Source organism: Streptomyces sp. 11-1-2, assembly GCF_003595545.1.
Taxonomy (GTDB): domain Bacteria; phylum Actinomycetota; class Actinomycetes; order Streptomycetales; family Streptomycetaceae; genus Streptomyces; species Streptomyces hygroscopicus_B.
Genome location: NZ_CP022545.1, coordinates 7,117,943 through 7,143,298 on the forward strand (window position 1 = coordinate 7,117,943; position 25,356 = coordinate 7,143,298).

General features: G+C 70.9%; 22 protein-coding genes. 11 read left to right on the top strand and 11 right to left on the bottom strand.

Translation table 11 applies throughout. The annotated features are described in order from the left end of the window. Positions 1 to 5 precede the first annotated feature (5 nt). From CGL27_RS30615 to CGL27_RS30625, 3 genes are read right to left on the bottom strand one after another with little or no spacing between them, the layout of a single operon-like run. Positions 6 to 1,040: an ABC transporter permease gene (locus tag CGL27_RS30615; protein WP_119991340.1), complete on the bottom strand. Its 1,035-nt coding sequence runs from the start codon at positions 1,038 to 1,040 to the stop codon at positions 6 to 8. After that, on the bottom strand, positions 1,033 to 1,956 hold the full coding sequence (locus CGL27_RS30620) for an ABC transporter permease (RefSeq protein ID WP_119991341.1): 924 nt from the start codon (positions 1,954 to 1,956) through the stop codon (positions 1,033 to 1,035). The genes CGL27_RS30615 and CGL27_RS30620 overlap by 8 nt, the downstream gene beginning before the upstream one ends. A gap of 3 nt (positions 1,957 to 1,959) precedes the next feature. Further along, positions 1,960 to 3,600 carry an ABC transporter substrate-binding protein gene (locus CGL27_RS30625; RefSeq protein WP_119991342.1) on the bottom strand — a complete coding sequence of 547 codons (1,641 nt, stop codon included), beginning with the start codon at positions 3,598 to 3,600 and terminating at the stop codon, positions 1,960 to 1,962. 438 nt (positions 3,601 to 4,038) lie between these two features. Here CGL27_RS30625 and CGL27_RS30630 point away from each other — a divergent pair, with 438 nt between their 5' ends. Both CGL27_RS30630 and CGL27_RS30635 read left to right on the top strand, forming a co-directional pair. Continuing rightward, positions 4,039 to 5,163, top strand: a complete 1,125-nt coding sequence (locus CGL27_RS30630) for an epoxide hydrolase (RefSeq protein WP_119991343.1) — start codon at positions 4,039 to 4,041, stop codon at positions 5,161 to 5,163. A gap of 109 nt (positions 5,164 to 5,272) precedes the next feature. After that, entirely contained in the window at positions 5,273 to 5,470 is a 198-nt protein-coding gene (locus CGL27_RS30635) for a hypothetical protein (protein WP_078643369.1), read from the top strand. Positions 5,471 to 5,481: 11 nt separating this feature from the next. Here the strand turns inward: CGL27_RS30635 and CGL27_RS30640 are convergent, their stop codons facing one another. Both CGL27_RS30640 and CGL27_RS30645 read right to left on the bottom strand, forming a co-directional pair. Continuing rightward, the gene (locus tag CGL27_RS30640; RefSeq protein WP_119991344.1) at positions 5,482 to 5,883 is read right to left on the bottom strand and encodes a PIN domain-containing protein; all 402 of its coding nucleotides are present in this window, start codon (positions 5,881 to 5,883) and stop codon (positions 5,482 to 5,484) included. 27 nt (positions 5,884 to 5,910) lie between these two features. Beyond that, positions 5,911 to 6,186, bottom strand: a complete 276-nt coding sequence (locus CGL27_RS30645; protein ID WP_162953103.1) for a hypothetical protein — start codon at positions 6,184 to 6,186, stop codon at positions 5,911 to 5,913. Positions 6,187 to 6,351: 165 nt separating this feature from the next. Between CGL27_RS30645 and CGL27_RS30650 the strand changes: the two genes are divergently transcribed. Further along, the gene (locus tag CGL27_RS30650) at positions 6,352 to 7,134 is read left to right on the top strand and encodes a GNAT family N-acetyltransferase (RefSeq protein ID WP_240450697.1); all 783 of its coding nucleotides are present in this window, start codon (positions 6,352 to 6,354) and stop codon (positions 7,132 to 7,134) included. A 63-nt stretch (positions 7,135 to 7,197) separates the two neighbouring features. Here CGL27_RS30650 and CGL27_RS30655 read toward each other — a convergent pair whose 3' ends face one another. The 5 genes from CGL27_RS30655 to CGL27_RS30675 all read right to left on the bottom strand — a co-directional run bounded on the left by CGL27_RS30655 (position 7,198) and on the right by CGL27_RS30675 (position 13,625). Then, positions 7,198 to 8,379 (bottom strand): oligopeptide/dipeptide ABC transporter ATP-binding protein, encoded by a 1,182-nt coding sequence (locus tag CGL27_RS30655; RefSeq protein ID WP_119991346.1) that lies wholly within the window; start codon positions 8,377 to 8,379, stop codon positions 7,198 to 7,200. A 26-nt stretch (positions 8,380 to 8,405) separates the two neighbouring features. Further along, positions 8,406 to 9,479, bottom strand: coding sequence for an ABC transporter ATP-binding protein (locus CGL27_RS30660; protein ID WP_078643375.1), 1,074 nt, complete (start codon positions 9,477 to 9,479; stop codon positions 8,406 to 8,408). Between the two features lie 19 nt (positions 9,480 to 9,498). Further along, entirely contained in the window at positions 9,499 to 10,476 is a 978-nt protein-coding gene (locus tag CGL27_RS30665) for an ABC transporter permease (RefSeq protein ID WP_119991347.1), read from the bottom strand. A gap of 279 nt (positions 10,477 to 10,755) precedes the next feature. After that, entirely contained in the window at positions 10,756 to 12,549 is a 1,794-nt protein-coding gene (locus CGL27_RS30670) for an ABC transporter substrate-binding protein (RefSeq protein ID WP_162953331.1), read from the bottom strand. Between the two features lie 71 nt (positions 12,550 to 12,620). Then, positions 12,621 to 13,625 (bottom strand): ABC transporter permease, encoded by a 1,005-nt coding sequence (locus CGL27_RS30675; protein WP_119991349.1) that lies wholly within the window; start codon positions 13,623 to 13,625, stop codon positions 12,621 to 12,623. Positions 13,626 to 14,102: 477 nt separating this feature from the next. On the opposite strand from CGL27_RS30675, the gene CGL27_RS30680 reads away from it, so the two are divergent. Next, positions 14,103 to 15,374: a hypothetical protein gene (locus tag CGL27_RS30680; RefSeq protein ID WP_119991350.1), complete on the top strand. Its 1,272-nt coding sequence runs from the start codon at positions 14,103 to 14,105 to the stop codon at positions 15,372 to 15,374. A 258-nt stretch (positions 15,375 to 15,632) separates the two neighbouring features. Here the strand turns inward: CGL27_RS30680 and CGL27_RS30685 are convergent, their stop codons facing one another. Further along, complete coding sequence (locus CGL27_RS30685) at positions 15,633 to 17,795, bottom strand: alpha/beta fold hydrolase (protein ID WP_119991351.1); 2,163 nt, start codon at positions 17,793 to 17,795, stop codon at positions 15,633 to 15,635. A gap of 319 nt (positions 17,796 to 18,114) precedes the next feature. On the opposite strand from CGL27_RS30685, the gene CGL27_RS30690 reads away from it, so the two are divergent. From CGL27_RS30690 to CGL27_RS30725, 7 genes are all read left to right on the top strand, one after another. Next, on the top strand, positions 18,115 to 18,309 hold the full coding sequence (locus CGL27_RS30690; RefSeq protein WP_078643382.1) for a hypothetical protein: 195 nt from the start codon (positions 18,115 to 18,117) through the stop codon (positions 18,307 to 18,309). A gap of 62 nt (positions 18,310 to 18,371) precedes the next feature. Next, positions 18,372 to 19,256: an N-acetyl-1-D-myo-inositol-2-amino-2-deoxy-alpha-D-glucopyranoside deacetylase gene (gene mshB / locus CGL27_RS30695; protein ID WP_119991352.1), complete on the top strand. Its 885-nt coding sequence runs from the start codon at positions 18,372 to 18,374 to the stop codon at positions 19,254 to 19,256. Continuing rightward, entirely contained in the window at positions 19,253 to 19,621 is a 369-nt protein-coding gene (locus CGL27_RS30700) for a DUF6113 family protein (RefSeq protein ID WP_059145262.1), read from the top strand. The genes mshB and CGL27_RS30700 overlap by 4 nt, the downstream gene beginning before the upstream one ends. Before the next feature lie 196 nt (positions 19,622 to 19,817). Next, positions 19,818 to 22,031, top strand: a complete 2,214-nt coding sequence (locus tag CGL27_RS30710; protein ID WP_205587774.1) for a hypothetical protein — start codon at positions 19,818 to 19,820, stop codon at positions 22,029 to 22,031. Between the two features lie 161 nt (positions 22,032 to 22,192). Then, the gene (locus CGL27_RS30715; RefSeq protein ID WP_119991354.1) at positions 22,193 to 23,170 is read left to right on the top strand and encodes an ABC transporter ATP-binding protein; all 978 of its coding nucleotides are present in this window, start codon (positions 22,193 to 22,195) and stop codon (positions 23,168 to 23,170) included. Next, positions 23,167 to 23,910 (top strand): ABC transporter permease, encoded by a 744-nt coding sequence (locus tag CGL27_RS30720; protein WP_078643387.1) that lies wholly within the window; start codon positions 23,167 to 23,169, stop codon positions 23,908 to 23,910. The genes CGL27_RS30715 and CGL27_RS30720 overlap by 4 nt, the downstream gene beginning before the upstream one ends. A gap of 142 nt (positions 23,911 to 24,052) precedes the next feature. Continuing rightward, entirely contained in the window at positions 24,053 to 25,324 is a 1,272-nt protein-coding gene (locus tag CGL27_RS30725) for a sensor histidine kinase (RefSeq protein WP_119991355.1), read from the top strand. The last annotated feature ends 32 nt before the right edge of the window (positions 25,325 to 25,356 follow it).

Here is a 25,356-nt window from a genome sequence, read left to right on the forward strand (position 1 = left end):
GCTCCTCATCGCAGCCTGGGATCGAGGGCGTCGCGCACCGCGTCGCCGAGCATGATGAACGCGAGCACCGTGACGGACAGCGCTCCGGCGGGCCACAGCAGCATGTGCGGGGCGTTGCGAATCTGGGTGGCGGCGGAGGAGATGTCGATCCCCCAGGAGACGGTGGGCGGTTTGAGCCCCACGCCGAGGAACGACAGCGTGGCCTCCAGCGAGATGTAGGTGCCCAGCGCGATGGTCGCGACGACGATCACGGGGGCCACGGCGTTGGGCGCGATATGGCGCAGTAGCGTCCGGCCGTTGCCGGCGCCGAGCGCCCGCGCCGCCTGGACGTAGTCGTGCTCCTTGACGGTCACCACCGAGCCGCGCGCGATCCGGGAGATCTGCGGCCAGCCCAGCAGCACGATGAAGCCGACGACCGGCCAGACCGAGCCGCTGGTGACCACTGACAGGAAGACCAGACCGCCCAGGAGGATCGGGATGCCGAAGAAGACATCGGCGATCCGCGAGAGCAGCGCGTCCCACCAGCCGCCGAAGTATCCGGCGAGCCCGCCCAGCGCGCTGCCGAGCAGCGCCGCGCCGAGGGTGGCGCAGATGCCGACGGTGATGGAGGCGCGGGCGCCGTAGACCGTGCGGGTGTAGACGTCGCGGCCCTGGAGGTCGTAGCCGAAGGGGTGGCCGGGGGCCGGGCCGTCCTGCGCCCTGGCGAGGTCGCCGTGGTACGGGTTGCCGCTCGCGATCAACTGCGGCCAGATCGCGATGAGGACGAGGAAGAGGATGGTCAGCGCGGAGACGATGAAGACGGGGTTGCGGCGCAGATCGTGCCAGGCGTCGGACCACAGCCCCCGTCCGGTGGGCGCGGCCGGTCCGCCGGAGCGGCGGCCGGGCTCCTTGCGCCAGGGGAGGGGGAGGCGCCAGGGGCCGCGCCGTGGTCCGCCCTTCAGGGTCTGGGAGCCGGGGGTGGCGAGGTCCATCGGACCGCCGCCGCCGGCCGGTGCGATCGCCTCGGTCATGTCGTAGCGCGTGTCAAAGGGCTCAGGCATACCGGATCCTCGGGTCGAGCACGGCGTAGAGGAGGTCGACGAGCAGATTGGCAAGCAGGAAGACGATCACCAGGATGGTCACGAAGCCGACGACGGTCGGCGAGTTCTGGCGCAGGATGCCCTGGTAGAGCTGGTAGCCCACGCCGTGGATGTTGAAGATCCGCTCGGTGACGATGGCCCCGCCCATGAGTGCGCCGATGTCCGTGCCGATGAACGTCACGACCGGGATCAGCGAGTTGCGCAGCAGATGGCGGGTGACGATCCGGTGGCGCGGCAGCCCCTTGGCGACGGCGGTGCGGACGTAGTCGGCGCGGGCGTTCTCCACGATGGAGGTGCGGGTGAGGCGGGTGGTGTACGCGAGCGACACCAGCCCCAGCACCACCCCGGGCAGCAGCAGTTCGGTCAGCGGCGCCGCCGGGGAGACCGACGGTCTGGCCCAGCCCCAGGTCACGCCGAACAGATACTGCAGCACCGTGCCGCTGACGAAGGTCGGGACGGCGACCACGACCAGGGTGAGCAGCAGCACCGAGGTGTCCAGCCCCCGGCCGCGGCGCAGTCCGCTGAGGACGCCCAGGGTGATGCCCAGCGCCATCTCGAAGACGACCGCGACCACGGTGAGCCGGAGGGTGACAGGGAACGCGCTCGCCATCAGCTCGGTCACCGGCTGCCCGTTGAAGGCCGTACCGAAGTGCCCGCTGAACACCTGCCCCATGTAGTGCGCGTACTGGCGCCACAGCGGCTCGTCCAGATAGAGGTCCTTACGGATCCGGGCGGCGGTGGCCGGGTCGGGGGCCTTGTCGCCGAAGAGCGCGGCGACCGGGTCGCCGAGCGCGTACACCATGAAGAAGATCAGGAAGGTGGAGCCGATGAACACCGGGATCATCTGCAGCAGTCGGCGCAGCGCATAGCGGCCCATGGCTCAGCCGACCCTGATCTGTGCGTAGACCGGGACGCTGAACTGGTTGAGCGCCACCTCGCTGAGCCGCTGCGAATAGCCCGCGCTGCCGTTCTGGTACCACAGCGGAATGGCGGGCATCTGCTGGGCGAGGACCTTCTCCGCGTCCCGGAAGTCCGCGATGGCCCGGCCGTCCGCGGAGGCGGCGTTGGCCTGGTTCACCATCCGGTCGAAGCCGGTGTCGCTGAAGTGGCCGTCGTTGGAGGAGGCGCCGGAGTAGTACAGGGGCTGCAGGAAGTTCTGGATCAGCGGATAGTCCATCTGCCAGCCGGCCCGGAACGGCCCGGTCATCTCCTTGCCCGTCATCTTGTTGCGGTAGTCGGCGAAGGTGCCGACCGGTTTGCCGACACAGGCCCGGTCGCTTCTCAGCACGGTGTTGACGCTGTTGCAGACCGCGTCCACCCAGTCCTTGTGGGAGCCGCTGTCGGCGTTGTACGTGATCGTCATCCGGCCGCCGGGCAGCCCGCCGCCCGCCTTGATCAGCTTGCGCGCCCGGGCCGGGTCGTAGCGGCAGGCGTCCCCGCACAGCCCCGGCTCGTAGCCGCCCTGGCGGCGCAGGACCGGCGAGGTCCAGTCGGTCGCGGGGGTACGGGTGCCGTGGAAGATCCGCTCGGTGATCTGCGCACGGTTGATCGCCATCGAGATGCCCCGGCGGACCTTGGCCTTGGCCGGGCCGCTCCAGGCGCGGTCGTACATCGGGAAGGTGAGGGTCTGGATGATCCCGGCGGGCTGGTTGATGTAGCGGTCGCCGAGATCGGAGCGGACGAACTTGAGCTGCTGCGCCGGGACATCGTCGACCAGATCGAGATTGCCCGCCTGGAGATCGGTGTAGGCGGTGTTGTTGTCGGTGTAGACGCGCAGATCGACGCCCTTGTTACGGGCCTTGTCCGGGCCGCGATAGCCGCCCCAGGCGCGCAGCTTCATCACCGAGCCCTTGGTGTACGACCGCACCTGGTACGGGCCGTTGCCGACGGGCTTTCTCAACCAGGCGGCATGGTCCTCGAAGAACGCCCGGGGCAGCGGCGCATACGCGTTGTAGCCCAGCGTCTTGGGCCAGGTGGAGAACTTCTGGGTGAGCCGGACGGTGAAGGTCCGCTCGTCCTTGACCCGCAGCCCGGAGAGGGTCTTGGCGGTGGGGGCGCCACCGGAGGCGGGATGGACCTTGTCGTAGCCCTCGATGTACTCGAAGAAGTAGGCGTTGCGCTGCTTGTGGTCGATCCGGGCGCCGTAGTTCCAGGCGTTCACGAAGGACGCGGCGGTGACCTTCTCCCTGTTGGCGAACCGCCGGCCCTGCTTGAGGGTGATGGTGTAGTTCCGCTGGTCGGAGCTCTCGATCCGGTCCGCGAGCGCGTTCTTGGCCTCGCCGGTCCTTGGGTCGTAGCGCTTGAGCCCGCGGAAGATCATGTCGAGGACCTTGCCGCCCTGGACGTCGTTGATGTTGGCCGGCTCCAGCGGATTGGGCGGATCGCCCCAGGACGAGCGGACGACACCGTCCTCGGCGCCGCCGTCCCCGCCGCCGCAGGCCGTCAGGGGCAGGGCGACGGCGGACACGCAGAGTGCGGACAGCGCGCGCCTGGCACGCAGGGAATACGGGGCTCCGCGCATGGCGCCTCCCGAGGATCCGGTCCAAGATCCGCCTTAGGCCCCATCTGACATCCCCTCGGGCGACGGCGCACGTCGATGACCGCTGTCCGGGGTGGCGGGCGGTGGGCGAAGCGACGTGGGTGAGGCGCGATGGAGGGGAGAAAGCGCGATGGGGGAAGGAAGCGCGATGGGGGAAGCGCGAGCCGAGCGGTACGTCCCTCGCTCGGCAAGCGCTTTCTAGAGCACTGTCCCGTAAGAACACCCGAGATTTCAAGTGCTGTTACAGGACTTGGAGCGATCCATTCCCGTCTCGGGTGATAGGAGAGGCGCAAGCGTTTCATATCCGGCGCCGCTGGCCCCGGGCGCCGCAGGCCGCCGGACGGCGCAGACTGCCGAGGGCCGCAGGCCGCCGAGGGTCGCGGACGCTCCCCGTCCGCGATCGCCTCTACCGTGCGGGCCATGGAGATCCGCCCCTTCCGCATCGCCGTCCCCCAGCCCGACCGCGACGATCTGCGCCGACGCCTGGAACACACCCGCTGGCCGGAACCGCTCCCCGGCGCCGGCTGGTCCGACGGGGCCTCGCTCGACCACGTCCGCGAGCTGGCCGGGTACTGGGCCGCCGGGTTCGACTGGCGGGCGCAGGAGGCGCGGCTGAACGCGTTCCCCCAGTTCACGACGGGGATCGACGGGCAGCGGGTGCACTTCCTCCATATCCGCTCACCCGAGCCGGATGCCCTGCCGCTGCTGATCACCCATGGCTGGCCGGGTTCGGTCGCGGAGTTCACCGAGATCATCGGCCCGCTGACCGATCCGCGCGGACACGGGGGCGGCCCGGCCGACGCCTTCCACGTCGTCATCCCGTCCCTCCCCGGCTTCGCCTTCTCCGCCCCGCCCCGCGAACCCGGCTGGGGCGTCCGCCGCATCGCCACCGCGTGGACGGAGCTGATGCGGCGCCTGGGGTACGAGCGCTTCGGCACGCAGGGTGGCGACTTCGGTTCGCTGATCTCCCCCGAGGTGGCCCGGGTGGCGCCGTCCCGGGTCGTCGGCGTACACGTCAACGCGCTGGTGACCGTGGGGTCGGCCGACCCGGCCGGACCGGAGGAGCTGACCTTGGCGGAGCGCTCCCGGCTGGCCGGTGTGGAACGCTGGCACCGCGAGCTGTCCGGCTACGCCGCCATCCAGGGCACCCGCCCCCAGACCCTGTCCTACGGTCTCGCCGACTCGCCCTCCGGCCAACTGGCCTGGAACCTCGACTGGTTCGCCGCCCACGGCGACAAACCGGACGCCCTCGACCGCGACGCGGTCCTGACGAACGTCTCCCTCTACTGGTTCACCAACACTGCGGGCCCCTCCGCCCGCCTCTACAAGGAGGCCGCCTCGGCCTGGGGCACACCCCCCGAACGCTCCGGCGTCCCCACCGGCGTCGCGGTCTTCCAGGGCGACACCGCGATCCGCCGCCTCGCCGAGCCGCACCACAGGATCACCCACTGGTCGGAGTTCGGGGCGGGCGGCCACTTCGCGGCGATGGAGGTCCCGGAACTGCTGGTGGGTGACGTACGGACGTTCTTCCGCGACCTGCGCTGACCGGGGCCCGTACGGTCCGTACCGGTGAGCCTCGCTCGGGAGGGGTCCCGAGCACTTCCACGGATGATGGCCGCCCTGTCACCGAGGTGAGAAACCAAGGAAGTCCGCCATGACCCCTGTGCAAGCTGACTGGCTGTCCATCGTGTTCGCCCCCATTGGCGTCATCGCACTGGTGACCGCCTTCTTCGCGCGGCGCTCGGCGTCCCGGAGGGGCGAGTCCATGCCTGCCTGGGGCACGGCCGTGCAGGGTGTGGGGATGGTCCTCGTGATGTGCGTGGCCCTCGTCAACATGGCGTGGGGCACGTGAGGGGAGTTGGATCAGACCCGCTGCACGGCCACCAGCTTGCCCAGGGTGCCAAGCCGGTCGAGCAGATGCCGAATGTCGTCGGGGTCGGAGGTGGCGATCGTCGCCCGCTGTCGCACGGCGAGCACCGCGACGGCGCCGTCCACCGGATCGGATGTTCCCGCTCGGGCCAGCAATTCCCCGATCTCCCGGGCCGCTGTCTCGTCCATGACCGCCACATCGCAGCCCTTGAGCAATTGCGCCAAGCGCGCCTGCCGCGCTCCGTCCCGCCACACCTGGGCGACCACGGCCGCGGGCACCAGGGGCACGCCGCCCGCGGTGAGATAGGCACGGTGAGCTCTCCAGACCTTCGTCTGGGAACGCTCGGCGGCAATCAACATCCCCGCGTCATAGACGACGGGACGCAGTACGGTCATCGGTTGTCCCCCCGGGCACTTGCGAAATCAGGCCGCGTGATCGTCAACACCGGAGCTGTCGTCCGCGACGTGCCTCGTGACCGTGTCCATGAAGTCATCCACCCACGCCTGCTCCTCCGGAGTGGGTGGTCCGACCTCCGCGAGCACCTCTTCCGCCGCGATCAGCCCTGCCTCGATCTTGGCCGCGCGCTCGGCCGCGCGCGAGAGCCAGGCCGAGACGCTCATTCCCTCGCGGTCCGCCGCGTCCTTGGCCGCGCTCAGGGTCTCGCTCGGGATCGTGATCGTGACACGTTCGAGGCTCATACCGGCGATCATACGGGCGGACTGCCCATTCCGGGCGCCCATGGACGGCGGTTCATCCGAACGAGGGGATGGGCAGGTTGTGGGGCGACACGGCTGCCCCCACCGCCGTCTACGGCCCCGTCCCGGAGGACGCCCCCGATGTGCGGGTTCGCCTATGATCGCGAGGTGCCGCAGAACGACCTTGAGCGCGTCCAGGACTTCCGGATCTCCTTCGCCCGTCGTCAGGCCGGTGAGGTGCGAGAGGTGCCGGGGGGATTCCTGGTGCTGCATGGCGGTTACCCGCGCTCCCATGAGCACAATCAGCTGCATATCGTCGGGCCCGCCGACCCCGAGGGCCTTCCCGCCCTCGCCGACGAGGTCATGGCCTTCCTTCCGCATCGCCGGATCACGGTCCATGACGAGACGCTGGGGCTTCTCTGTGTGCCCGCGCTCGAACGGGCCGGGTACGGCCATGTGACCGAGGTGCTGATGGTCCACACCGGGCCGGTGCCGGAGGCCACGGCGGCCGATGTGGTGGAGCGGGAGCTGGGGCCGGATCCGCATGGGTCGCTGCGGCGGGCGGTGACGGCGCAGCAGCGGCGGTGGATGCCGGACGCGGACGAGCGGACCGTGCACGACCTCGTGGAGCGGCGTACCGCGCGGCGGGCCGGGGCCGAGGAGGTGCTCTTCCTCGCCGCCCACGACGGCGGCGGCGAGGTCGCCTCCTGGGCCGATCTGTATCTGGAGCCCGCCGCTGGGATCGCCCAGATCGAGGAGGTGGCGACGGCCGAGCCGTACCTGCGCCGCGGCCACGCCGACACCGTCCTGACCGCGGCGCTGCGCCGCGCGGCCGCCGCGGGGTGCGGGCTGCGGTTCCTCGTCGCCGACCAGGACGACTGGCCGCTGCACTGGTACGGCCGCCGCGGGTTCACCGCCATCGGCCGTACGCATGCCTTCTCGCGCTTCTGAGATCGCTGAGACCGCATAGGGCCCCGGGCTTCTGCGCTTCTGAGCCCGAGAGGGGCCAGTCCCTTACGGCTCCTTGCGCGGTGGCGCTCCCGTCCCCGACTCCGCCGCGATCAGTGCCGGGTCGAGGACGACGTCCTCCTCGCGGGCCTGGAGGGTCGGGTCCTCGGGGAAGTGGCAGGCGGACAGATGGCCCTCGCGGTTGCCGTCCAGGCGCAGGAGCGGCGGCTCCTCCTGCGCGCACTTGTCCTGGGCCTTCCAGCAGCGGGTGCGGAAGCGGCAGCCGGAGGGTGGGTTGATGGGGGAGGGGACGTCCCCGGCGAGCCGGATGCGTTGGCGGCGGGCGGTCCCCTCGGCGCCCGAGGCGTCCGAGGCGTCCGAGGCGCCCCCGGTGTCCGCCGCGTCCGCTGTGTGCTCGGCGTCCTCGGCCATCACCACCGCCGCGTCCGGCACCGCGGACAGCAGGGCGTGGGTGTACGGGTGGCGGGGGCGGTGGTAGATGGAGTCGCGGTCGCCCACCTCGACCACCTTGCCCAGGTACATCACGGCGACGCGCTGCGAGAAGTGGCGTACGACGGCGAGGTCATGGGCGATGAACAGGAACGCGATGCCCAGTTCCCGCTGGAGCTTCTGGAGCAGGTTGACGACCTGCGCCTGGATGGAGACGTCCAGCGCCGAGACCGGCTCGTCGGCGACGATCAGCATGGGTTCCAGGGCGAGCGCGCGGGCCACGCCGATGCGCTGGCGCTGGCCGCCGGAGAACTCGTGCGGGAAGCGGTTGTAGTGCTCGGGGTTGAGCCCCACGATCTCCAGCAGTTCGCGCACCCGGGCCTCGCGGCCGCCCGGCGGATTGATGCCGTTGATCTCCATGGGGCCGGAGATGATGGTGCCGACGGTCTGCCGGGGGTTCAGCGAGGAGTACGGATCCTGGAAGATCATCTGGATCTCGGAGCGGATCGGGGCCAGCTCCTTGCGGCCCGCGTGGGTGATGTCCTGACCCCGGTAGGTGATCTTCCCGGCGGTGGGCTCCAGCAGCCGGGTCAGCAGCCGGCCCGTGGTGGACTTGCCGCAGCCGGACTCGCCGACCAGCCCGAAGCTCTCCCCGGCGTGCACGGTCAGATCGACCCCGTCCACCGCCTGCACGGCCCCGACCTTCCGTTTGAACGGAAAGCCGCCCATGATCGGGAAGTGTTTGGTCAGCTTCTCGGTGACCAGGAGAGGTTCGGGTGTGCCCGACTCGATGCTCATGCGTCAGCGCTCCTAGGCCCTGGCCCCTAGCCCAGCCGGGGCTTGATCTGCTCGGTGAAGAGGGTCTGTTTCCGTTCGGCGCCCAGGTGGCAGGCGGCGCCGCGGCCGTCCGGCAGCACGGGCCGCTCGGTGGCGCAGCGGTCGCCCTCCACCTGGTCGGTGTAGTGGCACCGCGGATGGAAGGGACAGCCCGGCGGGGGGCTGAGCAGGCTCGGCGGGGAGCCGGGGATGGGGTTCAGCGGCTCGTCCACGGCGGAGGACAGCCGTGGCATGGAGCCCAGCAGCCCCCAGGTGTACGGATGCTGGGGCGCGCGCAGCACCTCGCGGACCGTACCGCGCTCCACGGCCCGGCCCGCGTACATCACCAGCAGATCGTCGGCGGTGTTGGCGACCACGCCCAGATCATGGGTGATGAGGATGATCGCGGAGCCGAACTCCTGCTGGAGGTCCTTCAGCAGATCCAGGATCTGGGCCTGGACGGTGACGTCGAGGGCGGTGGTCGGCTCGTCGGCGATCAGCAGATCGGGGTCGCAGACCAGCGACATCGCGATCATCGCGCGCTGCCGCATCCCGCCGGAGAACTGGTGCGGATAGTCGTCCACCCGCAGGCGGGGGTTGGGGATGCCGACCTTCTCCAGCATCTCGATCGCCCGGGAGCGGGCCTCGCTCTTGGAGGCGCCGGTGTGCTTGCGGTACGGCTCGGCTATCTGGCGGCCCACCGTGTAGTACGGCGACAGGGCGGTCAGCGGATCCTGGAAGATCATCGCCATGGTGTTGCCGCGCAGCCGCTCCAGGGTGCGCTCGGGCGCCCCGGTCAGCTCCTGCCCGTTCAGCAGGATCTCGCCGCTGACGGTGGTGGTGCGCGGGTCGTGCAGGCCCAGGACGGTGAGGTTGGTGACGGACTTGCCGGAGCCGGACTCGCCGACGATGCCGAGCGTCCGGCCGCGTTCGAGGTCGAAGGAGAGGCCGTCGACGGCCTTGACGACGCCGTCCTCGGTCGAGAAGCGCACGTACAGATCGCGTACGGACAGGAAGGCGCCGTCGCCGGGGCCGGCCGGTGGGGGCGTCGCGCCGTCGTCGGGCTTGGTGAGTGTGGTCATCTCGGCAGCTCCGGGTCTGTCAGGCGAGGCGCACGCGCGGGTCGATGAAGGCGTAGGCGGCGTCGACCAGGATGTTGAACACCACGATGGCCGCGGAGCTGACCAGCATCACGCCCATCAGCATGGGCAGATCGGTGAGCTGGACGGATTCCACCGCCAGCCGCCCGATGCCGTGCAGGGTGAAGGTGTACTCGGTGACCATGGCCCCGCCGAAGAGCGATCCGAGGTCGATGCCGAAGATGGTGATGATGGGGGCGATGGCGCCGCGCCAGGCGTAGCGGAAGAAGACCGTACGGCCGGAGAGCCCCTTGGCTCTCGCCGTGCGGACATGGTCCTCCTGCAACTGCTCGACCATCTGGGAGCGGGTCATCCGGCTGTAGTTGGCCAGGAAGATCAGGGAGAGCACCACCCAGGGCAGCAGCATCCCGCTGAACCACTTCGCCGGATTGTCGGTGAAGGGGTAGTAGGCGGGCTGGTCCATGATCCCCAAACCGCTGACGAACCAGGCCAGGGCGAGCACTCCGACGAAGTAGATCTGCATCGAGGCGCCGAGCAGCGACAGCGAGCTGAAGAACTTGTCGATCCAGGTGCCGCGCCGCCAGGCCGCGATCATGCCGATGCCGATCCCGCAGACCAGGAACACGGCGGCACCGCCGAGGGCGAGCGAGAGGGTGGTGGGGAAGCGGTCGGCGATGGTGCCCCAGACGGGCTCCTGGCTGACGAAGGAGTAGCCGAAGCAGGGGGCGCTGCAGTGCCCCATGGCGAAGTCCCGCCCGGCGACGATCCCCACCATGAACTTCGCGTACTGGACCGGCACCGGCTGGTCCAGGCCCAGGTTCTTGTTGATCATGGCGAGCGAGACGGGGTCGCAGTTCTTGCCGCAGGCGAGCCGGGCCGGTTCGGCGGGCAGGGCGAAGAAGAGGAAGAACGTGATCGCGCTGATCAGGATCAGGATCACGATCGCGCCGAGGGACCGGCGGGCGAGGAATCTCAACATGACGTCGGTGATCTTCCGATAGGGGGTGTCTCGTGGATCAGGCCGGATCAGGGAGCGGCGTCAGGGGGCACCACCCAGCGGTAGCTGGGGGAGCGTGCAGCCGCAAGGCGGAGGAGGAGAGCGCAGCGGCGCTGCGTGCGACGACGACAACGCGGCGGATGTGCGTGCCAGACGCCGCGAGCCCGGCATGATCCACGAGACACCTCCTATGGGCGGGTCCCGGCCGCACCCGCCGATACGGGTGCGGCCGGGGTCTGCGCTGCCTGGGTACGGCCGCGGCTACTTGATGAAGACGGCCGTCGGGTCCACGGCCCCGTAGACCGAGTTGAACTTCACTCCACCGATGCCCGAGCCCCAGAGGGTGAACAGCCGGTTGTAGAAGGTCGGGACCGCGGGGACGTCATCGGTGAGGATCTTCTCGCTGAGCTTGACCCACTCCGAGGTGGCCCGGCTGAGGTCGCTGACCTTGGCGACCTTGCCGATCTCGTCGTTGACCGCCGGGACGTCGAGGTGCGAGTAGTTCGCGGAGTCGTCGTAGACGTTCTTGCCGTCGTACAGCGGCGGGACCACGGTCGAGGCGGACGGCCAGTCGGCACCCCACGAGGACCGGTACAGGTCGAACTTGTTCTTGACCTTTCCGATCTGCGTGTAATAGGTCGACTGGTCGATCTCCTTCTTCTGCACCTTGAACCCGGCCCGCTCCAGGGCCTGCTGGACGACCACCGAGGCGTCCTGGTGGGTGTCGCCGTTGCCGTAGGCGTAGACGAGCTCGTAGTTCTCCTTGCCCGCCTCCTTCAGCAGCTCCCTGGCCTTCTTGGCGTTGCCGCCGGGGTACTTCTTCTTCTGGAACGGGTCGAAGGAGGGGTCGTAGCCCTTGAGCGTGGGGCCGACCAGCCCGCCGCCGACCTCACCGCCCTTGGGGCCGCCGAACTGCTGGAGGTACTGCCCGCTGGGGAAGGCCCAGGCGATCGCCTCGCGTACCTTCTTGTCCTTGACCCGATCGGTGTTGATCGAGACGACGTCCACATAGGGCTGCGTCTCGGTCAGCGACCGGGCCATCGCCTCCTTGTCCTTGAGGACCGTGGAGATCTGCGAGGGGTCGACCGCGTTGGTGAGCGTCATCCCGTTCCGGTCGGCGCCCTTGTTGGCCTGGAGCCGGCGGGTGGAGTCCACCCACTGGTGGCCGAAGGAGATGTCGAACCCGTCGACGTACTGATGGCGTATCGAGTCGGTCTTGGGGTCCCACTGGTCGTTCTTGACGAACTCGACGCCCTTGCCCGACTTGAAGTTCCGGACCTTGTACGGGCCCGAGGCCAGCGGGGCCTTGTCGTACTTCTCCTTGGTGTCCTTGCCCGGCGGCACCGCGCCGATATTGGGCATGGCGACCGCGAACGGCACCTCGGCGCGCGGCTGGTCGAAGTGGAAGACGACGGTCTTGTCATCCGGGGTGTCCAGCACCGACGAGGGCAGATGCTTGCCCTTGTAGGGGCCGTCCGGAAGCGCCTTGCGGTACTTCTGGCCCTCACCGGAGAGCCACTGCTGCAGATAGGTCGGCCCGTTCGTCTGATACGGCGCGTAGAGCCGCTCGACGGCCTGCCGGACGTCCTTGGAGGTGATGGGCGAGCCGTCCTCGTACTTCAGCCCGTCCTTGAGGGTGTACGTCCAGGTGCGGCCGCCGTCGGAGGACTTGCCGGTGTCGGTGGCGAGGTCGCCGACCAGCTTGGCCTTGCCCGTCTTGTCGTCGAACTGGTAGTTCGTCAGCGTCCGGTTGTAGAGGGTCTGCGCGATCAGCTCATCGCTGACGTAGATCTGCCCCGGGTCCAGATGCTCGAAGGCGTCCCGCTGCAGCACCGTGACGGTGCCGCCCTTCTTGGCGCCCGGCAGGTCCTTGGCCGGTCCGGTGGAGTCGGCGGCGGTGCCCAGGGTGACGTCCTGGGACTCCATCTTGGGCTCGTTCGACTCCTTGGGGTCCGAGCCGCCGCCTCCGCTGCTGCACCCCGCGAGCGCCAGGGCGCCCGCGGCCAGGGCGACGGCGTAGGTACGGGCTCTGCGACTGTTCTTCTTCGGCGTCATCGTGGTCACTGCACCTGCCTCATCGGACGGAAGACTTGCCGTTCTCTGCCTCGGGCCCTCCGGCCCCCCGGTCACCGCGTGGTCTTCGGGTCCATCGCGTCCCGGACCGAGTCCCCGAGCAGGTTGAAGGCGACCACGAAGACCACCATGGCGATGCCGGGGAAGAACATGTAGGTGATGTCGCCCTCGTAGAAGTTCGCGCCCTTGGCGAACATCCGGCCCCAGTCGGGGGTCGGCTCCACCACGCCGACGCCGAGGAAGGACAGCGCCGCTTCCGTCGTCACGAAGTTCGGCAGCATCAGCGTGGACTGCACCAGGATGGGCGTGACGAGGTTGGGCAGCAGCTCCTTGCGGACGATCCGCCACGGCGAGGCGCCGGTCACCCTGGCCGCCTCGACGAACTCACGCTCCCTCAGGGACAGCACCTGGCCGCGCAGCAGCCGGGCGAGCTGCATCCAGCCCAGCAGCCACAACACCATCACCAGGGCCGTCACCCGGAAATAGGTGGGTGTCTCCTTCTGCGGGCTGACGAACAGCGCGGTGACCACCGGCATGAAGGCGACGAAGAAGAGCTGCTGCGGAAAGGACAGCAGCAGATCGATGAGCCGGCCGAGGAAGTAGTCGGTGCGGCCGCCCAGATAGCCCGCCACCACGCCGATCACGATGCCGGTGACCGTGGACAGCACGGTCGCGGCCAGCCCGATCAGCAACGAGGTGCGGATGCCGTAGACGAGCTGGGTCAGCACATCGCGGCCCAGCTTGGGCTCGATGCCGAACCAGAACTCCCCGTCGATGCCCCCGTTGGGCTTCATCGGATAGCTGGTGAGGGGGTCCAGCAGCTCGGGCCGGTCCAGGCCGTAGGTGGTGTACGGATCCTTGCCGTACAGCGAGGAGATCACCGGCGCCAGCACGGCGACGGCGAAGAAGAAGATCACCACGCATGCGGAGATGACACCCGTGCGGTCGCGTTTGAAGCGCCGCCACATCAGCTGCCGGGGCGCCAGACCGGCCGGCGCCTCGCCCTCCGCGCCCGGTGCGGCCTTCTCGACCACGCCGGACTGGGATGGACTCGTCATCGCGTAGCGTCCCCCCGCACTGGTGTCACACCGTCAACTCGCGTTATCTATGCGCGTCATGTCGCTGCCCGCTCGCCAGGGTGGTGCGTGCGTACCGGGTTGAGCGGACTTTCGCAATCGGGGAACGGCCCAGTCAAGGGGCCGGGGAGGGTGGATGTGCCGCTCATTCGAGTCTTGAGCGAAGATTTGGCAGATCGAGGTCCGGGCGTGCTTGACAGGGATCCGCCAGGATGGACAAAGCATGTTCTATGGGCAGGAAGCGCGTTAACACACCGGCAACTCATCCGTCGCAACACCGATATACGGACGCGTCAGGCTGAACTGCGTACGGCCGTGCGGGTGCCGTGGACCGGCCGGGGCGCGCCATGTGGCCCCGGCCGGTCGCACCCCCTCCGCGGCCGCCGGACGGTCACGATCCGTATTTTTCTTCGCCCCGCGACGGTTGCCCGGGGTACGAGGCGGGGGAAACCTACGGCTATGGGGCAGGGACGGATACTCAACAGCGGAGGGCGCCTTTTCGGGGCGCTCGTCTGCGCGGTTCTCGGGCTGATCTCGCTGGCGTGGATCATCCACGACCTCGACAAGGCCGACGAGGCGAACCATCTGTGGTGGACGTGGGCGGGGCTGCCGTTCCGGGCCACCGGAGGGATCTTCGGTTCCTCCCTGCTCGACCTGGTGCTGCTGCTGGTCTACGCGGTCGTCGGGATCACCGCCCTGCGCTCACCGGCCGCCGCGGGCGCGCTCGGCACGGTCGCGGTCGTGACCGTCGCGGTGCGCCTGCCCAGCCTGTGGAACCTGAACTCCGACTGGCTGCAGGGCATCCCCGGCGATCTGAAGACGCGGGCCAACCTCAGCGCCTGGGCGCAGGTGGTGCTCGGCGGGCTGCTGCTGGCCGTGGTGGCCGCCGCCCGCCGCCCCGCCGACCTCGCCCCGCCCGGACACCTGGCCTCGCCCGCCGACCGGCCGCCGGGCCGCCCCTCGCCCGGGGCGGCGGTCACCGGCGCGCTGTTCCTGGGCGCCGGCGGGGCCGTCATCGCCGCCTGGCAGATCTACTGGGCCCAGGAGCGGGGCTGGGAGATCTACAAGTACCTGCTCACCGGCAAGCACACGCTGCCCACCCTGCTCTCGCCGCCCGGTGCCTGGACGGCGTGGGCGGCGGTCGCGCTGTGCCTGGCCGCCGCGGCGGCCGCGCTCGCGCGTGCCCCGCTGGCGCGCCCGCTGGGGATGACGGCGGCGGCGCTGGTCACGGTGACGGGGATCAGCGAGGCATCGCTCTACATCAAGCTGGACTATGTGGACCACCTCAGCGATCTGCCGACGGTGGGCGTGCTCAGCGTGCTCACCGGCTTCTTCGAGGCGATCGCGGGGCTGATCGCTCTCCTGGCGCTGGCTCGGCGGAGCGTTGAGGAGGACGCCGCGTTCACCGGGGTGCCGGGGCCGGGCGCCCCGGCGTACGGCGGCTATGACGGCTATGGGCCCGGGGGCTACGACGACGGCTCCGGGGCCGGAGGCTACGGCGGCGGCTACGGGAGCGGTGGCTACGGGGGCAGCGGAGACGGGAGTGGTGGCTACGGGAGCGGCGGAGACGGGAGCGGTGGCTACGGCGGTGGGGGATACGGCGGCGGGGGTTACGGCCCGCCGCCGCCCAGCACCCCGCCGCTGGTGCCCCCTCCGCCCGGGGCCCCGCCCGCCGCGCCCCCGCCGCCGTCCGCGCCCCCCGCGCCTCCCGCACCGCCGCCGGGCTGGTGACGCCGGGCTGGTGACGGCGGATCGGCGCGGCCCCGGGGCCCAGCCAGGACCTGGCCGGTGGATCTTCGCGGGCCCCGCGGCGGCAGCCGCTGATGTCACAGGGGCGAAGATCCACCGGCCAGATGACGTCCGGTGCGGTTGGGTGCGCCCCGAAGGGGCGCGGGGCTGTGTCGATGTGCGGCTCCGCCGCGTGGGCGCTACCAGCCACGACGCAGCCGCAGACGAAGGACGGCAGCTTGCGGCTCTTCCCGCGGAGCGCTACCGCATCCCGAGGGATCGCTTGAGGAAGTCCACCTGCAGCAGGAGCAGATTCTCCGCGACCTGCTCCTGCGGGGTCATATGGGTCACCCCGGACAGCGGCAGCACCTCGTGCGGACGGCCCGCGGCCAGCAGCGCCGAGGAGAGCCGCAGCGTGTGCGCGGCCACCACGTTGTCGTCCGCCAGACCGTGGATGATCATCATCGGCCGGACGGTCTCCGCCGCGCCGGACAGCCCCTCGTCGGTCATCAGCGCGTTGGCGGCGTAGACCTCGGGCTGTTCGTCCGGCAGGCCCAGATACCGCTCGGTGTAGTGGGTGTCGTACAGCCGCCAGTCCGTCACCGGGGCGCCCACCACGCCCGCGTGGAAGACATCCGGGCGGCGCAGCACCGCCAGCGCGGCCAGATAGCCGCCGTAGGACCAGCCGCGGATGGCGACTCGGCCGAGGTCCAGCGGATAGCGCTCGGCGAGCGCCGTCACCGCCTCGACCTGGTCCTCCAGGGTGACCGCGGCCAGTTCGTCGCGCACCGCCTTCTCCCAGGCCGGGGAGCGGCCGGGGGTGCCGCGGCCGTCGGCGACGACCACCGCGAAGCCCTGGTCGGCGAACCACTGCGAGGTGAGGTGGGCGTTGTGCGAGGCGACCACCCGCTGGCCGTGCGGCCCGCCGTAAGGATCCATCAGGACCGGCAGCGGTCCGTCGCCCTCCCGGTGGCCGCTGGGCAGCAGCACGGCACAGGGGATGTCCCACTTGCCCGCGAAGAGGAGTTCGGGGCGGGCGGTGATGACGGGCCGCTCCGCGTACGAGGCGATCTCGGCGATGTGCTCGGCCGTGCCGTGGTCGGCGGGCCGGAGGATCTCCACGCTCACCCCGGGCCGCTCCAACCCCGTGTACGCCAGTGCGAGCACCTCACCGCCGCGCGTCGCGGAGTGGACCGCCGGGAAGGGCCGCTTGCCGACCGGCTCCCAGCCGCCCTGGTCGCCGCTGCCCCGGAACCAGGCGCGGTAGACGTCGATCTCACCCGGCTGCTCGGGCAGCGGAGCACCGGTCCCCGGAGAGGCGGAGAACAGCACGTCGTCCGTGCCGATGTCGAGGACCGCGCGCACCTGGAGGGCGCCGGACGTCAACTTGCGGTCGCCGACCATCAGCACCCGGGCGCCGCCCTCGTCCGCGATGCGGACGAGTCGTCCGTCCTCCGTCCAGGCCGGTACCCCGGGGAAAAGATCCAGCCAAACCGCGTCCTCGTCCACATGGACCGTGCTGGTCCGTCCGGTGTCGGTGTCCACGGCCAGATAGAGCTGGCTGCGCTGGTCCCTGGCCTGGACCAGAAGCAGGGGCGGACCGTAGGCCGACCAGTGCACCCGCGCGAGGTACGGATAGCGCTCCCGGTCCCACTCGATCTCCGTACGGGAGCCGTCCAGACCGAGCAGAAGCAGCCGCACCTCGGCGTTGGCGGTGCCCGCGGCGGGATAGGCGGCCTCCGCGGGCTTCCGGCCAGGGTGGGCCGGGTCGGCGGTCCACCAGCGCTGTACGGGGGCGTCGTCGGCGCGGGCGGCCAGCAGGGCGTCGCTCCGCGGCGACCACCAGAAGCCGCGTGAGCGGTCCATCTCCTCGGCCGCGATGAACTCCGCGAGGCCGTAGGTGACGGTGTCCTCCTCCGGCTCCGCGAGCGCCCGGTCGTCCTCGCCGTCCGCGCCCGTGACCCGCAGCGCCCCGCCCGCCGCATAGGCGATGTGGCGGCCGTCGGGCGAGGGGCGCGGGTCCACGACCGGATCGGGGACGCGCAGCTCACGGGTGGTGCCCGCGGGCAGATCGGTGCTGAAGAGCCGTCCGGAGAGGGCGAACGCGGCCCGCTCGACGGCGGCGTCCACCGCGTAGCCGACCACTCCGGCCGACCCCTCGCGGCTGCGCTCGCGCCGCGCCCGCTCCTCGGGGGACAGCTCCTCGCCGGCGCCGCCGAGCAGCTCGGCCGGGTCGGCGGCGGGGTACTCGCGCTGCCCGGCGAGGTCGTGCACCCACAGGAGGCCGGTCCGGTCGGTGCCCGAGCGGGAACGCAGGAAGACGACGCGTGAATCGTCGGGGGCCACGGTCAGGGCCCGCGGTGCCCCGAGGGTGAAGCGTTGGGTCCGCGCGTGCTGCCGTGGGAACGAGAGCTGTCCGGTCATAGGGCGAGCGTACGGCTCAGGATCATCGCGAGGGAGAGTACGGATCGGTAGGCCGGGGCGACGTTGCCCCTGGCACGGTCCGGCCGGAACGACGCGGGAGCCAACCGGCCCCGCGCGACGGCGAGATGGCGCATAACCACCGAGAAAGCGCCCCGGGGGCGCGGAAGTTCGTGCGATCAGGCATGCGCCCCTGTCATGCTCCCGTGCACCGAGTCATGTGTACACCGCCATAGTTATGATCGATTGCGCATAGTGGGTAGCCCCTCTGTGGCATCAATATGTTGTCCGTCCGAGTGCGTGTATCTGGAGGTGAGCCGCTGTGGCGCTCTCGATCTCGGTATCAGTGCTATTGCTGATCATCGTCTTCATGCTCGTAAACAAGGCAGGGCTGAAGGGAGTCCATGCGGTCGTCTGTGTCCTCCTCGGCTTCTACCTGGCGAGTTCTTCGGTAGCCCCGACGATCGACGACCTCACCACCAATGTGGCGGACATGATCGGCGGCGTGAAGATCTGACTCCGAGCGGGGCCGGGGCGTGCGACCCGTGGGCACAGGTGTGCGAATCGTAGGCTGTGCCCATGACCGCTCTTCCCGCCCGTCGTCTGCTGCTGGTGCACGCACATCCGGACGACGAGTCGATCAATAACGGCGCGACCATGGCGAAGTATGCCGCCGAGGGCGCACACGTCACCCTGGTGACCTGCACCCTCGGTGAGGAAGGCGAGGTCATCCCGCCTGCCCTCGCGCATCTCGCCGCCGACCGCGACGACGCGCTCGGTCCGCACCGGATCGGCGAACTCGCCGCGGCCATGGACGCTTTGGGGGTCGAGGACCACCGCTTTCTGGGCGGTCCCGGCCGCTATCGCGACTCCGGGATGATGGGCGCCCCGCAGAACGACCGGCCGGACTGCTTCTGGCAGGCCGACCTGGACGAGGCCGCGGGGCACCTGGTGGCCGTGGCCCGCGAGATCCGGCCACAGGTGCTCGTCGCGTACGACACCCATGGGGGGTACGGCCACCCCGATCACATCCAGGCGCACCGCGTGGCGATGCGCGCCGTGGAGCTGGCCGCCGACGCGGACTTCCGCCCCGAGCTCGGCGAGCCGCACGACATCGCGAAGGTCTACTGGAACTGCGTGCCGCGCTCGGCCGTCGAGGAGGGCTTCGCCCGGCTGCGGGCCGCGGGCCGTGACTCGCTCTTCCCCGGGGTCGCCACGGTCGACGACGTCCCCGGAGTGGTGCCGGACTCGGACGTCACCGCGTTCATCGACGGCACCGCCCATGCCGGAGCGAAGGCGGCGGCGATGCGCGCCCACGCCAGCCAGATCGCGGTGGACGGAGCCTTCTTCGCGCTCTCCAACGACCTGGCCCAGCCGATGTTCGTCCATGAGCACTACCGGCTGGTCAAGGGCGAGGCCGGGACGGGCCGCGAGGACGACCTGTTCGCGGGGGTGACGGCATGACGGCCCTGCGCCTGGGCGGATACGCCCTGCTCGCCGTGGCCGGGGTGCTGGTCGGCGCCGCGGGCGCGCTGGTCCAAGCGGCATGGTTCCCCGGCGGGTTGCTGCTCGCGCTGCTCGCGATCGCGGGCCTGTGCTACGGCGGGGTCAAGGCCGCGGGTGCCCGGATGGGCGGCGGAGTGCCCGCGGGGGCCTGGACGGTGGCCGTGTTGCTGCTCACTTCCTCCCGCTCGGAAGGGGATTTCCTGTTCGGCGCCGGGCTGGGGTCGTACGCTTTCCTCCTCGGCGGGATGTTCATCGGTGTGATGTGCGCCACGTTGCCTCTGGTGCCGCAACCTCCTGGCCCGCCGGTCCGACTTGGTAAGTGACGTGACGTTTTCGGCACGACGTCCTCGGCGCTTGAAGGCCCTTCGGACATGCGGCGAAGGGTGCGCCTCGGGCGTACCGGATGCGGTGATCCGGCGGCCGTCAAGTGCGCGTCCGCACCGCCCAGTATGGTGGTGCCGCCGCCGAGCCGCCCGCGCGAGGTCTGACGGGCGGCGGAGCTAACTGGGAGAACCTGCTTTGAGCCGTGAATCTGACAGTTCGTCCTCCGGGCCCCGGGAGGGAAGCGGCGGTGCCGCCTACCCGTCGGGCACCCCGCCGTACGGATCCCGCCAGTACCCCTCGCCGAACCCCACGCAGGAGGCTCCGCAGGAGTTCGCCGACGACGGGCAGGCGCGGGCCGCGGCCAAGCCGGAGGAGCCGAAGACCGAGACCACGCTGACGACCCGGATCAAGATCAACATTCCGGGATCGCGGCCCATCCCGCCGGTGGTCATGCGCACGCCCGTCGCGGAGGACGGCGTACCCGCGCAGCGCTCCGGCGGGGACGACGACGCACCCGAGCCCACCAGTGCCCTGCCCCGGGTCGACTACACGCCGACGCCGGAGCGCGGTGTGCCGGCCGAGCCCGGCGGGCCCGACGAGCCTTCCGAGAACCGCGAGAAGAAGGGCGACGGCGAGCAGCGGACCAGCGACTGGTTCTCGCCCCGTAGGCCCAGGGGCGGTTCGTCGGCCACCGGCAGTACGCCGACGCCGCCGATGACCCCGGCCCCGGACACCACCCAGGGGTTCCCCGCGCCGGACACCACGCAGGGATTCCCCTCCCCGGAGACCACTCAGGGATTCCCGGCGCCGGACACCACCCAGGGGTTCCCCGCTCCGGAGATCAGCCAGGGGTTCCCGGCCCCGCAGCAGGGCGGCGGCCCCGCCGCCGATCTGCCGTACTTCACCGACGCCCAGGCCCCGTCCGGGCACCCCGAGCCGAACGGGCCGACCACCGGCCCGGTCACCGGCGACATGTTCATGCCGCCGTCCGGCCCCGGTGCGGGCCCGCACGACAGTGAGTTGCTGGCCCCGCCCGGACCGGGCCCCGCCGGCGGCCTGTACGGCGGTGACCCGCAGACGCCTCCGGGCGGAGTGGGGCCGCTGGCCGGCGGCGGCCCGGCCGCCCAGCCGCCGACCCCGCCGGGCGGCTCGCCGATGTCCGGCAGCCTCGGCGCCACCACCGGCGCGGGCCCGCTGACCGGCCCCGGCGACGGCTTCGCGAACGGCCTCGGGAGCGATCCGTCCCCCTCGCTGTTCCGCGACCCCGAGCCCACGCCGGGCGGCGGGGTGCCGCCGGACCAGATCTCCAGCGACACGCTGGTCAGCGGGGTGCCCGTGGTGCCGTCGGGCGAGGGCCGGGCCAGGCCGCCGGCGCCGCCCGCCCCGGGCGGTCCGGGAGCCCCGGCGCCCGGCGGCGACAGCGCCCCGGCGCCGTCCGCCCCGAAGGCCGGTAAGCCCAAGAAGAAGGGCCGTTCCAAGGTCGTCATGGTCGCGGGCCTGCTGTTCGTGATCGCGGGCGGGGCCTACGCCGCCGGTCTGGTGATGAACCACGCCGATGTGCCGAACGGCACCACCGTCCTCGGCGTCGACATCGGCGGCAGCTCCAAGGAGGTCGCCGTCGACAAGCTGGACGCCGCGCTGGGCAAGCGCACCACCGCCCCGCTGACGGTGTCGGTCGACGGCCAGCAGAAGGAGATCAAGCCCTCCGTCGCGGGCCTGGCGCTCGACACCGAGGCCACGGTCCGGGACGTCGCGGGCCGGGACTACAACCCGGTCACCGTGATCGGCTCGCTCTTCGGCGGCACCCATGAGGCCGACCCCGCGGTCACGGTCGACGAGGAGAAGCTGCGGGACGCCCTGGAGCGGCTCGCGGGCCACTCCGGCACGGCCCGCGAGGGCGGCATCGACTTCAGCTCCGGCAAGCCCGTCGCGGTGTACGGCAAGGAGGGCAAGGGGCTGGACGTGGACACGGCGGTCAAGGCCGTCTCGGAAGGGTTCCGACTGCGCGCCGAGACCGGCCAGAACAAGGCCATCACCCTGCCGGTCGCCGTCCGCCGTCCCACGGTCAGCGACGCCGAGGTCGACCGGAAGATGAAGAGCTTCGCCAAGCCCGCGATGTCGGGTCTGGTCACGGTGCAGACGGACGCCCAGCACTCGATTCCGTTCGGCCCGGACAAGTCGCTGCCGAAGATCCTTTCCATGAAGGTGATCGACGGCAAGCTGGTGGAGCACTACGACCTGCCCGTCCTCAAGCAGCTCTACGGCGGCACCTTCGACGGCGTTCTGCTCGAGCGGGGCGACGGCAGCAAGAAGCCCGTCACCCCGGAGGACGTGGAGTCCGCGCTGCGGCAGGCGCTGCTCGGCAAGACGCCCAGCGACCGCATCGGCGTCATCGGCAAGGACAACTGAGCGGGCCCCGCTCGTTCACCACGCGGCCCCCGCCCGGCACCGGGCGGGGGCCGCGCCGTGTCTCCCCGGCGCGTCATGCCCCGACCCATGACATCTGTCATCCCCAGGTCACGACCGCTGACACTGCCGGGCGCCGCCCGCCCTCGGCCAGGCTTGTGGCCATGACCGCAACGACCGCTGTTTCCGCCCCCGGCACCGGGGCCGCCACCACGGGCGCCCCGCCCGTGGTCCGCTTCGAGAAGGTGAACAAGAGCTACGGCAGTGTGCGCGCCGTGGCCGATCTCGATCTCACGCTGTACCCGGGGGAGACCGTCGCCCTGCTGGGCCCCAACGGCGCCGGCAAGTCCTCCAGCCTCGATCTGCTGCTCGGCCTGCGCCACCCCGACTCCGGCCGGGTGGAGGTCTTCGGCACCACCCCGCGCCAGGCCATCGTCCGTGGCCGGGTCGGCGCGATGCTGCAGAGCGGCGCTCTGATGGAGGACGTGACGGTCCGCGAACTGGTGGGGCTGGCCTGCGATCTGCACCCCAAGGGCCATCCGGTGGACGAGGTGCTGGAGCGCGCGGGGATCGCCGAGATCGCCTCCCGCAAGGTGAACAAGCTCTCCGGCGGTCAGGAGCAGCGGGTGCGCTTCGCGTTCGCCACCGCCGGCGCCTCCGATCTGATCGTGCTGGACGAGCCCACGACCGGTATGGACGTGTCGTCCCGGCAGACCTTCTGGGGCGCGATGCGGGAGCAGACGAAGCAGGGCCGCACCATCCTGTTCGCCACCCACTACCTCGATGAGGCCGACGCCATCGCCGACCGGGTGATCGTGCTGCACGGCGGCCGGGTGCTGGCCGACGGCTCGTCCGCCGAGATCAAGGCGATGGCGGGGGCCCGGCGGATCTCCTTCGAGCTGGACGGGCCGATCGACGAGACGACGCTGCGCGCCCTGCCCGCGCTGACCGGGATCGAGATCTCGGGGCGTACCGTACGAATCCGGTCCACCGACGCGGACGCGACCGTGCACGCGGTCTACGGACTGGGGCTCTATCCCCACGGCCTGGAGGTCACCGGCCTCGGCCTGGAGCAGGCGTTCCTCGCCATCACCGACGCCGCCACCGACGCCGCGCCCACAGTTGAGGAGTCCGCACGATGAAGGCGCTGGTCAAGCTGGAGATCGCGCGGACCCTGCGCAATCGCAAGTTCATGTTCTTCACGGTCATCTATCCGTCCGTGCTCTTCCTGCTGATCGCGGGCAGCACCGACGCCGACGACCGCGTGCCCGGCACCCGGCTGTCCATGCCGCTCTACTACATGGTCGCGATGGCCTCCTTCGGGGCGCTGACCGCCGGGCTGATGGGCAACGGCGAGCGGATCGCCAAGGAGCGCGAGGGCGGCTGGACCCGGCAGCTTCGGCTCACCCGGCTGCCCGGGCGCGGCTATGTGGCGGCCAAGATCGCGGTGGGCGCGGTGGCCACCCTGCCGTCGATCGTGATCGTCTTCGTGGTGGCCGCCGCCGTCAAGGGCGTACGGCTGGACGCCGCCTGGCAGTGGGCGGCGCTGACCGGCGCCATCTGGGCGGGCTCCCTGGTCTTCGCCGCGCTGGGGGTGGCCATCGGCTATCTGGCGACCGGGGACGCGGTCCGCCCGCTGACCATGATCATCTACTTCGGTCTGTCGATCCTCGGCGGGCTGTGGATGCCGACCACGTCCTATCCACAGTGGCTGCGGAACATCGGCGACTATCTGCCCACCCATGCCTACACCGCCCTCGGCCAGGCGATCGAGCTGGGCGGCGCCCCGCACGCCAAGGACGTCGCGCTGCTCATCGGCTATCTGGCGCTCTTCGCGGGCGGCGCGGCCTGGCTGTACCGCAAGGACACCCGTAAGGCGTGAGGGACAGCCGTAAGGCATGAGGGACAGCCGTAAGGCGTGAGGGACAGTCGTAAGGCGTGAAGGACAACCGTAAGGCGTGAAGGACAGCCGTAAGGCATGACCGAGGGCGTGGCCCGAGGCGTGATCCGAGGAGAGAAGAACCATGGCTGACCGGGCCGAGTGGACCGACGGCGATCCGGAGTGCCGCCCCGGCGTGCGCCGACGGCTGACCTGGTGGGCCGACGCGATGGCGTACGACGACGAGCACGACCGGCTGGCCACCATCGGCCAGAGCCCCGAGAACCGGCGGCAGGTCCTGATCAAGCTGATGTGGATCGGGATCTGGATGGCCTATATGGGCGCGCCGGTGAGCGATCTCGCCGACGGCCACCACACGGTCCCCGCCACCGTGTGCGGCGCGCTCGGCCTGCTGGCCTTCGTCGCCGTCTATCTGGTGCTGGTCTTCCGGCACACCGGCCGGGCGCTGAACCGGGCCGCCGTCTTCGGGGCGCTGGGCACGATCTGTGTGCTCGCCGCCGTTCTCACCCTCACCATGGGCGACGCCTGGCTGGTGCTGTGCGTCTATGTGTCCGTCGCCTACGGGGCGGTGCTGCCGCTGCGGCTCTCGCGGTGGGCGATTCCGCTGAACACCGCGTTCATGGTGGCCGTCGGGGTGCTGGTGCGCGGTTCGCACGGGCTGGTGTCCGCCCTGGTGATCCCCTCGCTGCTCGGCGGGTTCGCGATGAGCGGGGTACGGCAGATGGTCCGTACCACCCGGGCGCTGCGCGCCGCCCGCGCCACCGTGGCCCAGCTCGCCGCCAACGAGGAGCGGCTGCGGCTCGCCCGCGATCTGCACGATCTGCTGGGCCACTCGCTCTCCCTGATCACGCTCAAGAGCGAGCTGGCGGGCCGGATGCTGCCCGACAAGCCCGAGCAGGCGGCGGGGCAGGTCGCAGATATCGAACGGGTCAGCCGGCAGGCGCTGGTGGACGTCCGGGAGGCGGTCAGCGGCTTTCGCCGCCCCACGCTGGAGGCCGAGGTCGCCGGGGCCCGTACCGCCCTCGCCGCCGCGGGCATCGCCGCCGACCTGAGCCGGGCCGCCACCCACCACCCCGACCTTCCGCCCGACCAGGAGGGCGCGCTGGCCTGGGCGCTGCGCGAGGCGGTCACCAATGCGGTGCGGCACAGCGGGGCGCGTCGCTGCGCGGTCACGCTCGACGAGACGGACGACGAGCTGTGCCTGACCGTCACCGACGACGGCCGCGGCGCGACCGGCCCGCACGGCAACGGGCTCACCGGGCTGGCCGAGCGGCTCCAGCTCGCCGACGGCCGCCTGGAGACCGGCCCCGGCGAGCGCGGCGGCTTCACCCTCCGCGCCCTGGTCCCACTCTCCCGCGGCGCCCACATGGAGCTGCCCTCACAGGCCGCGCCGTAGCACGGGCCGCGCCGTAAGGAGCGCGCGGAGGG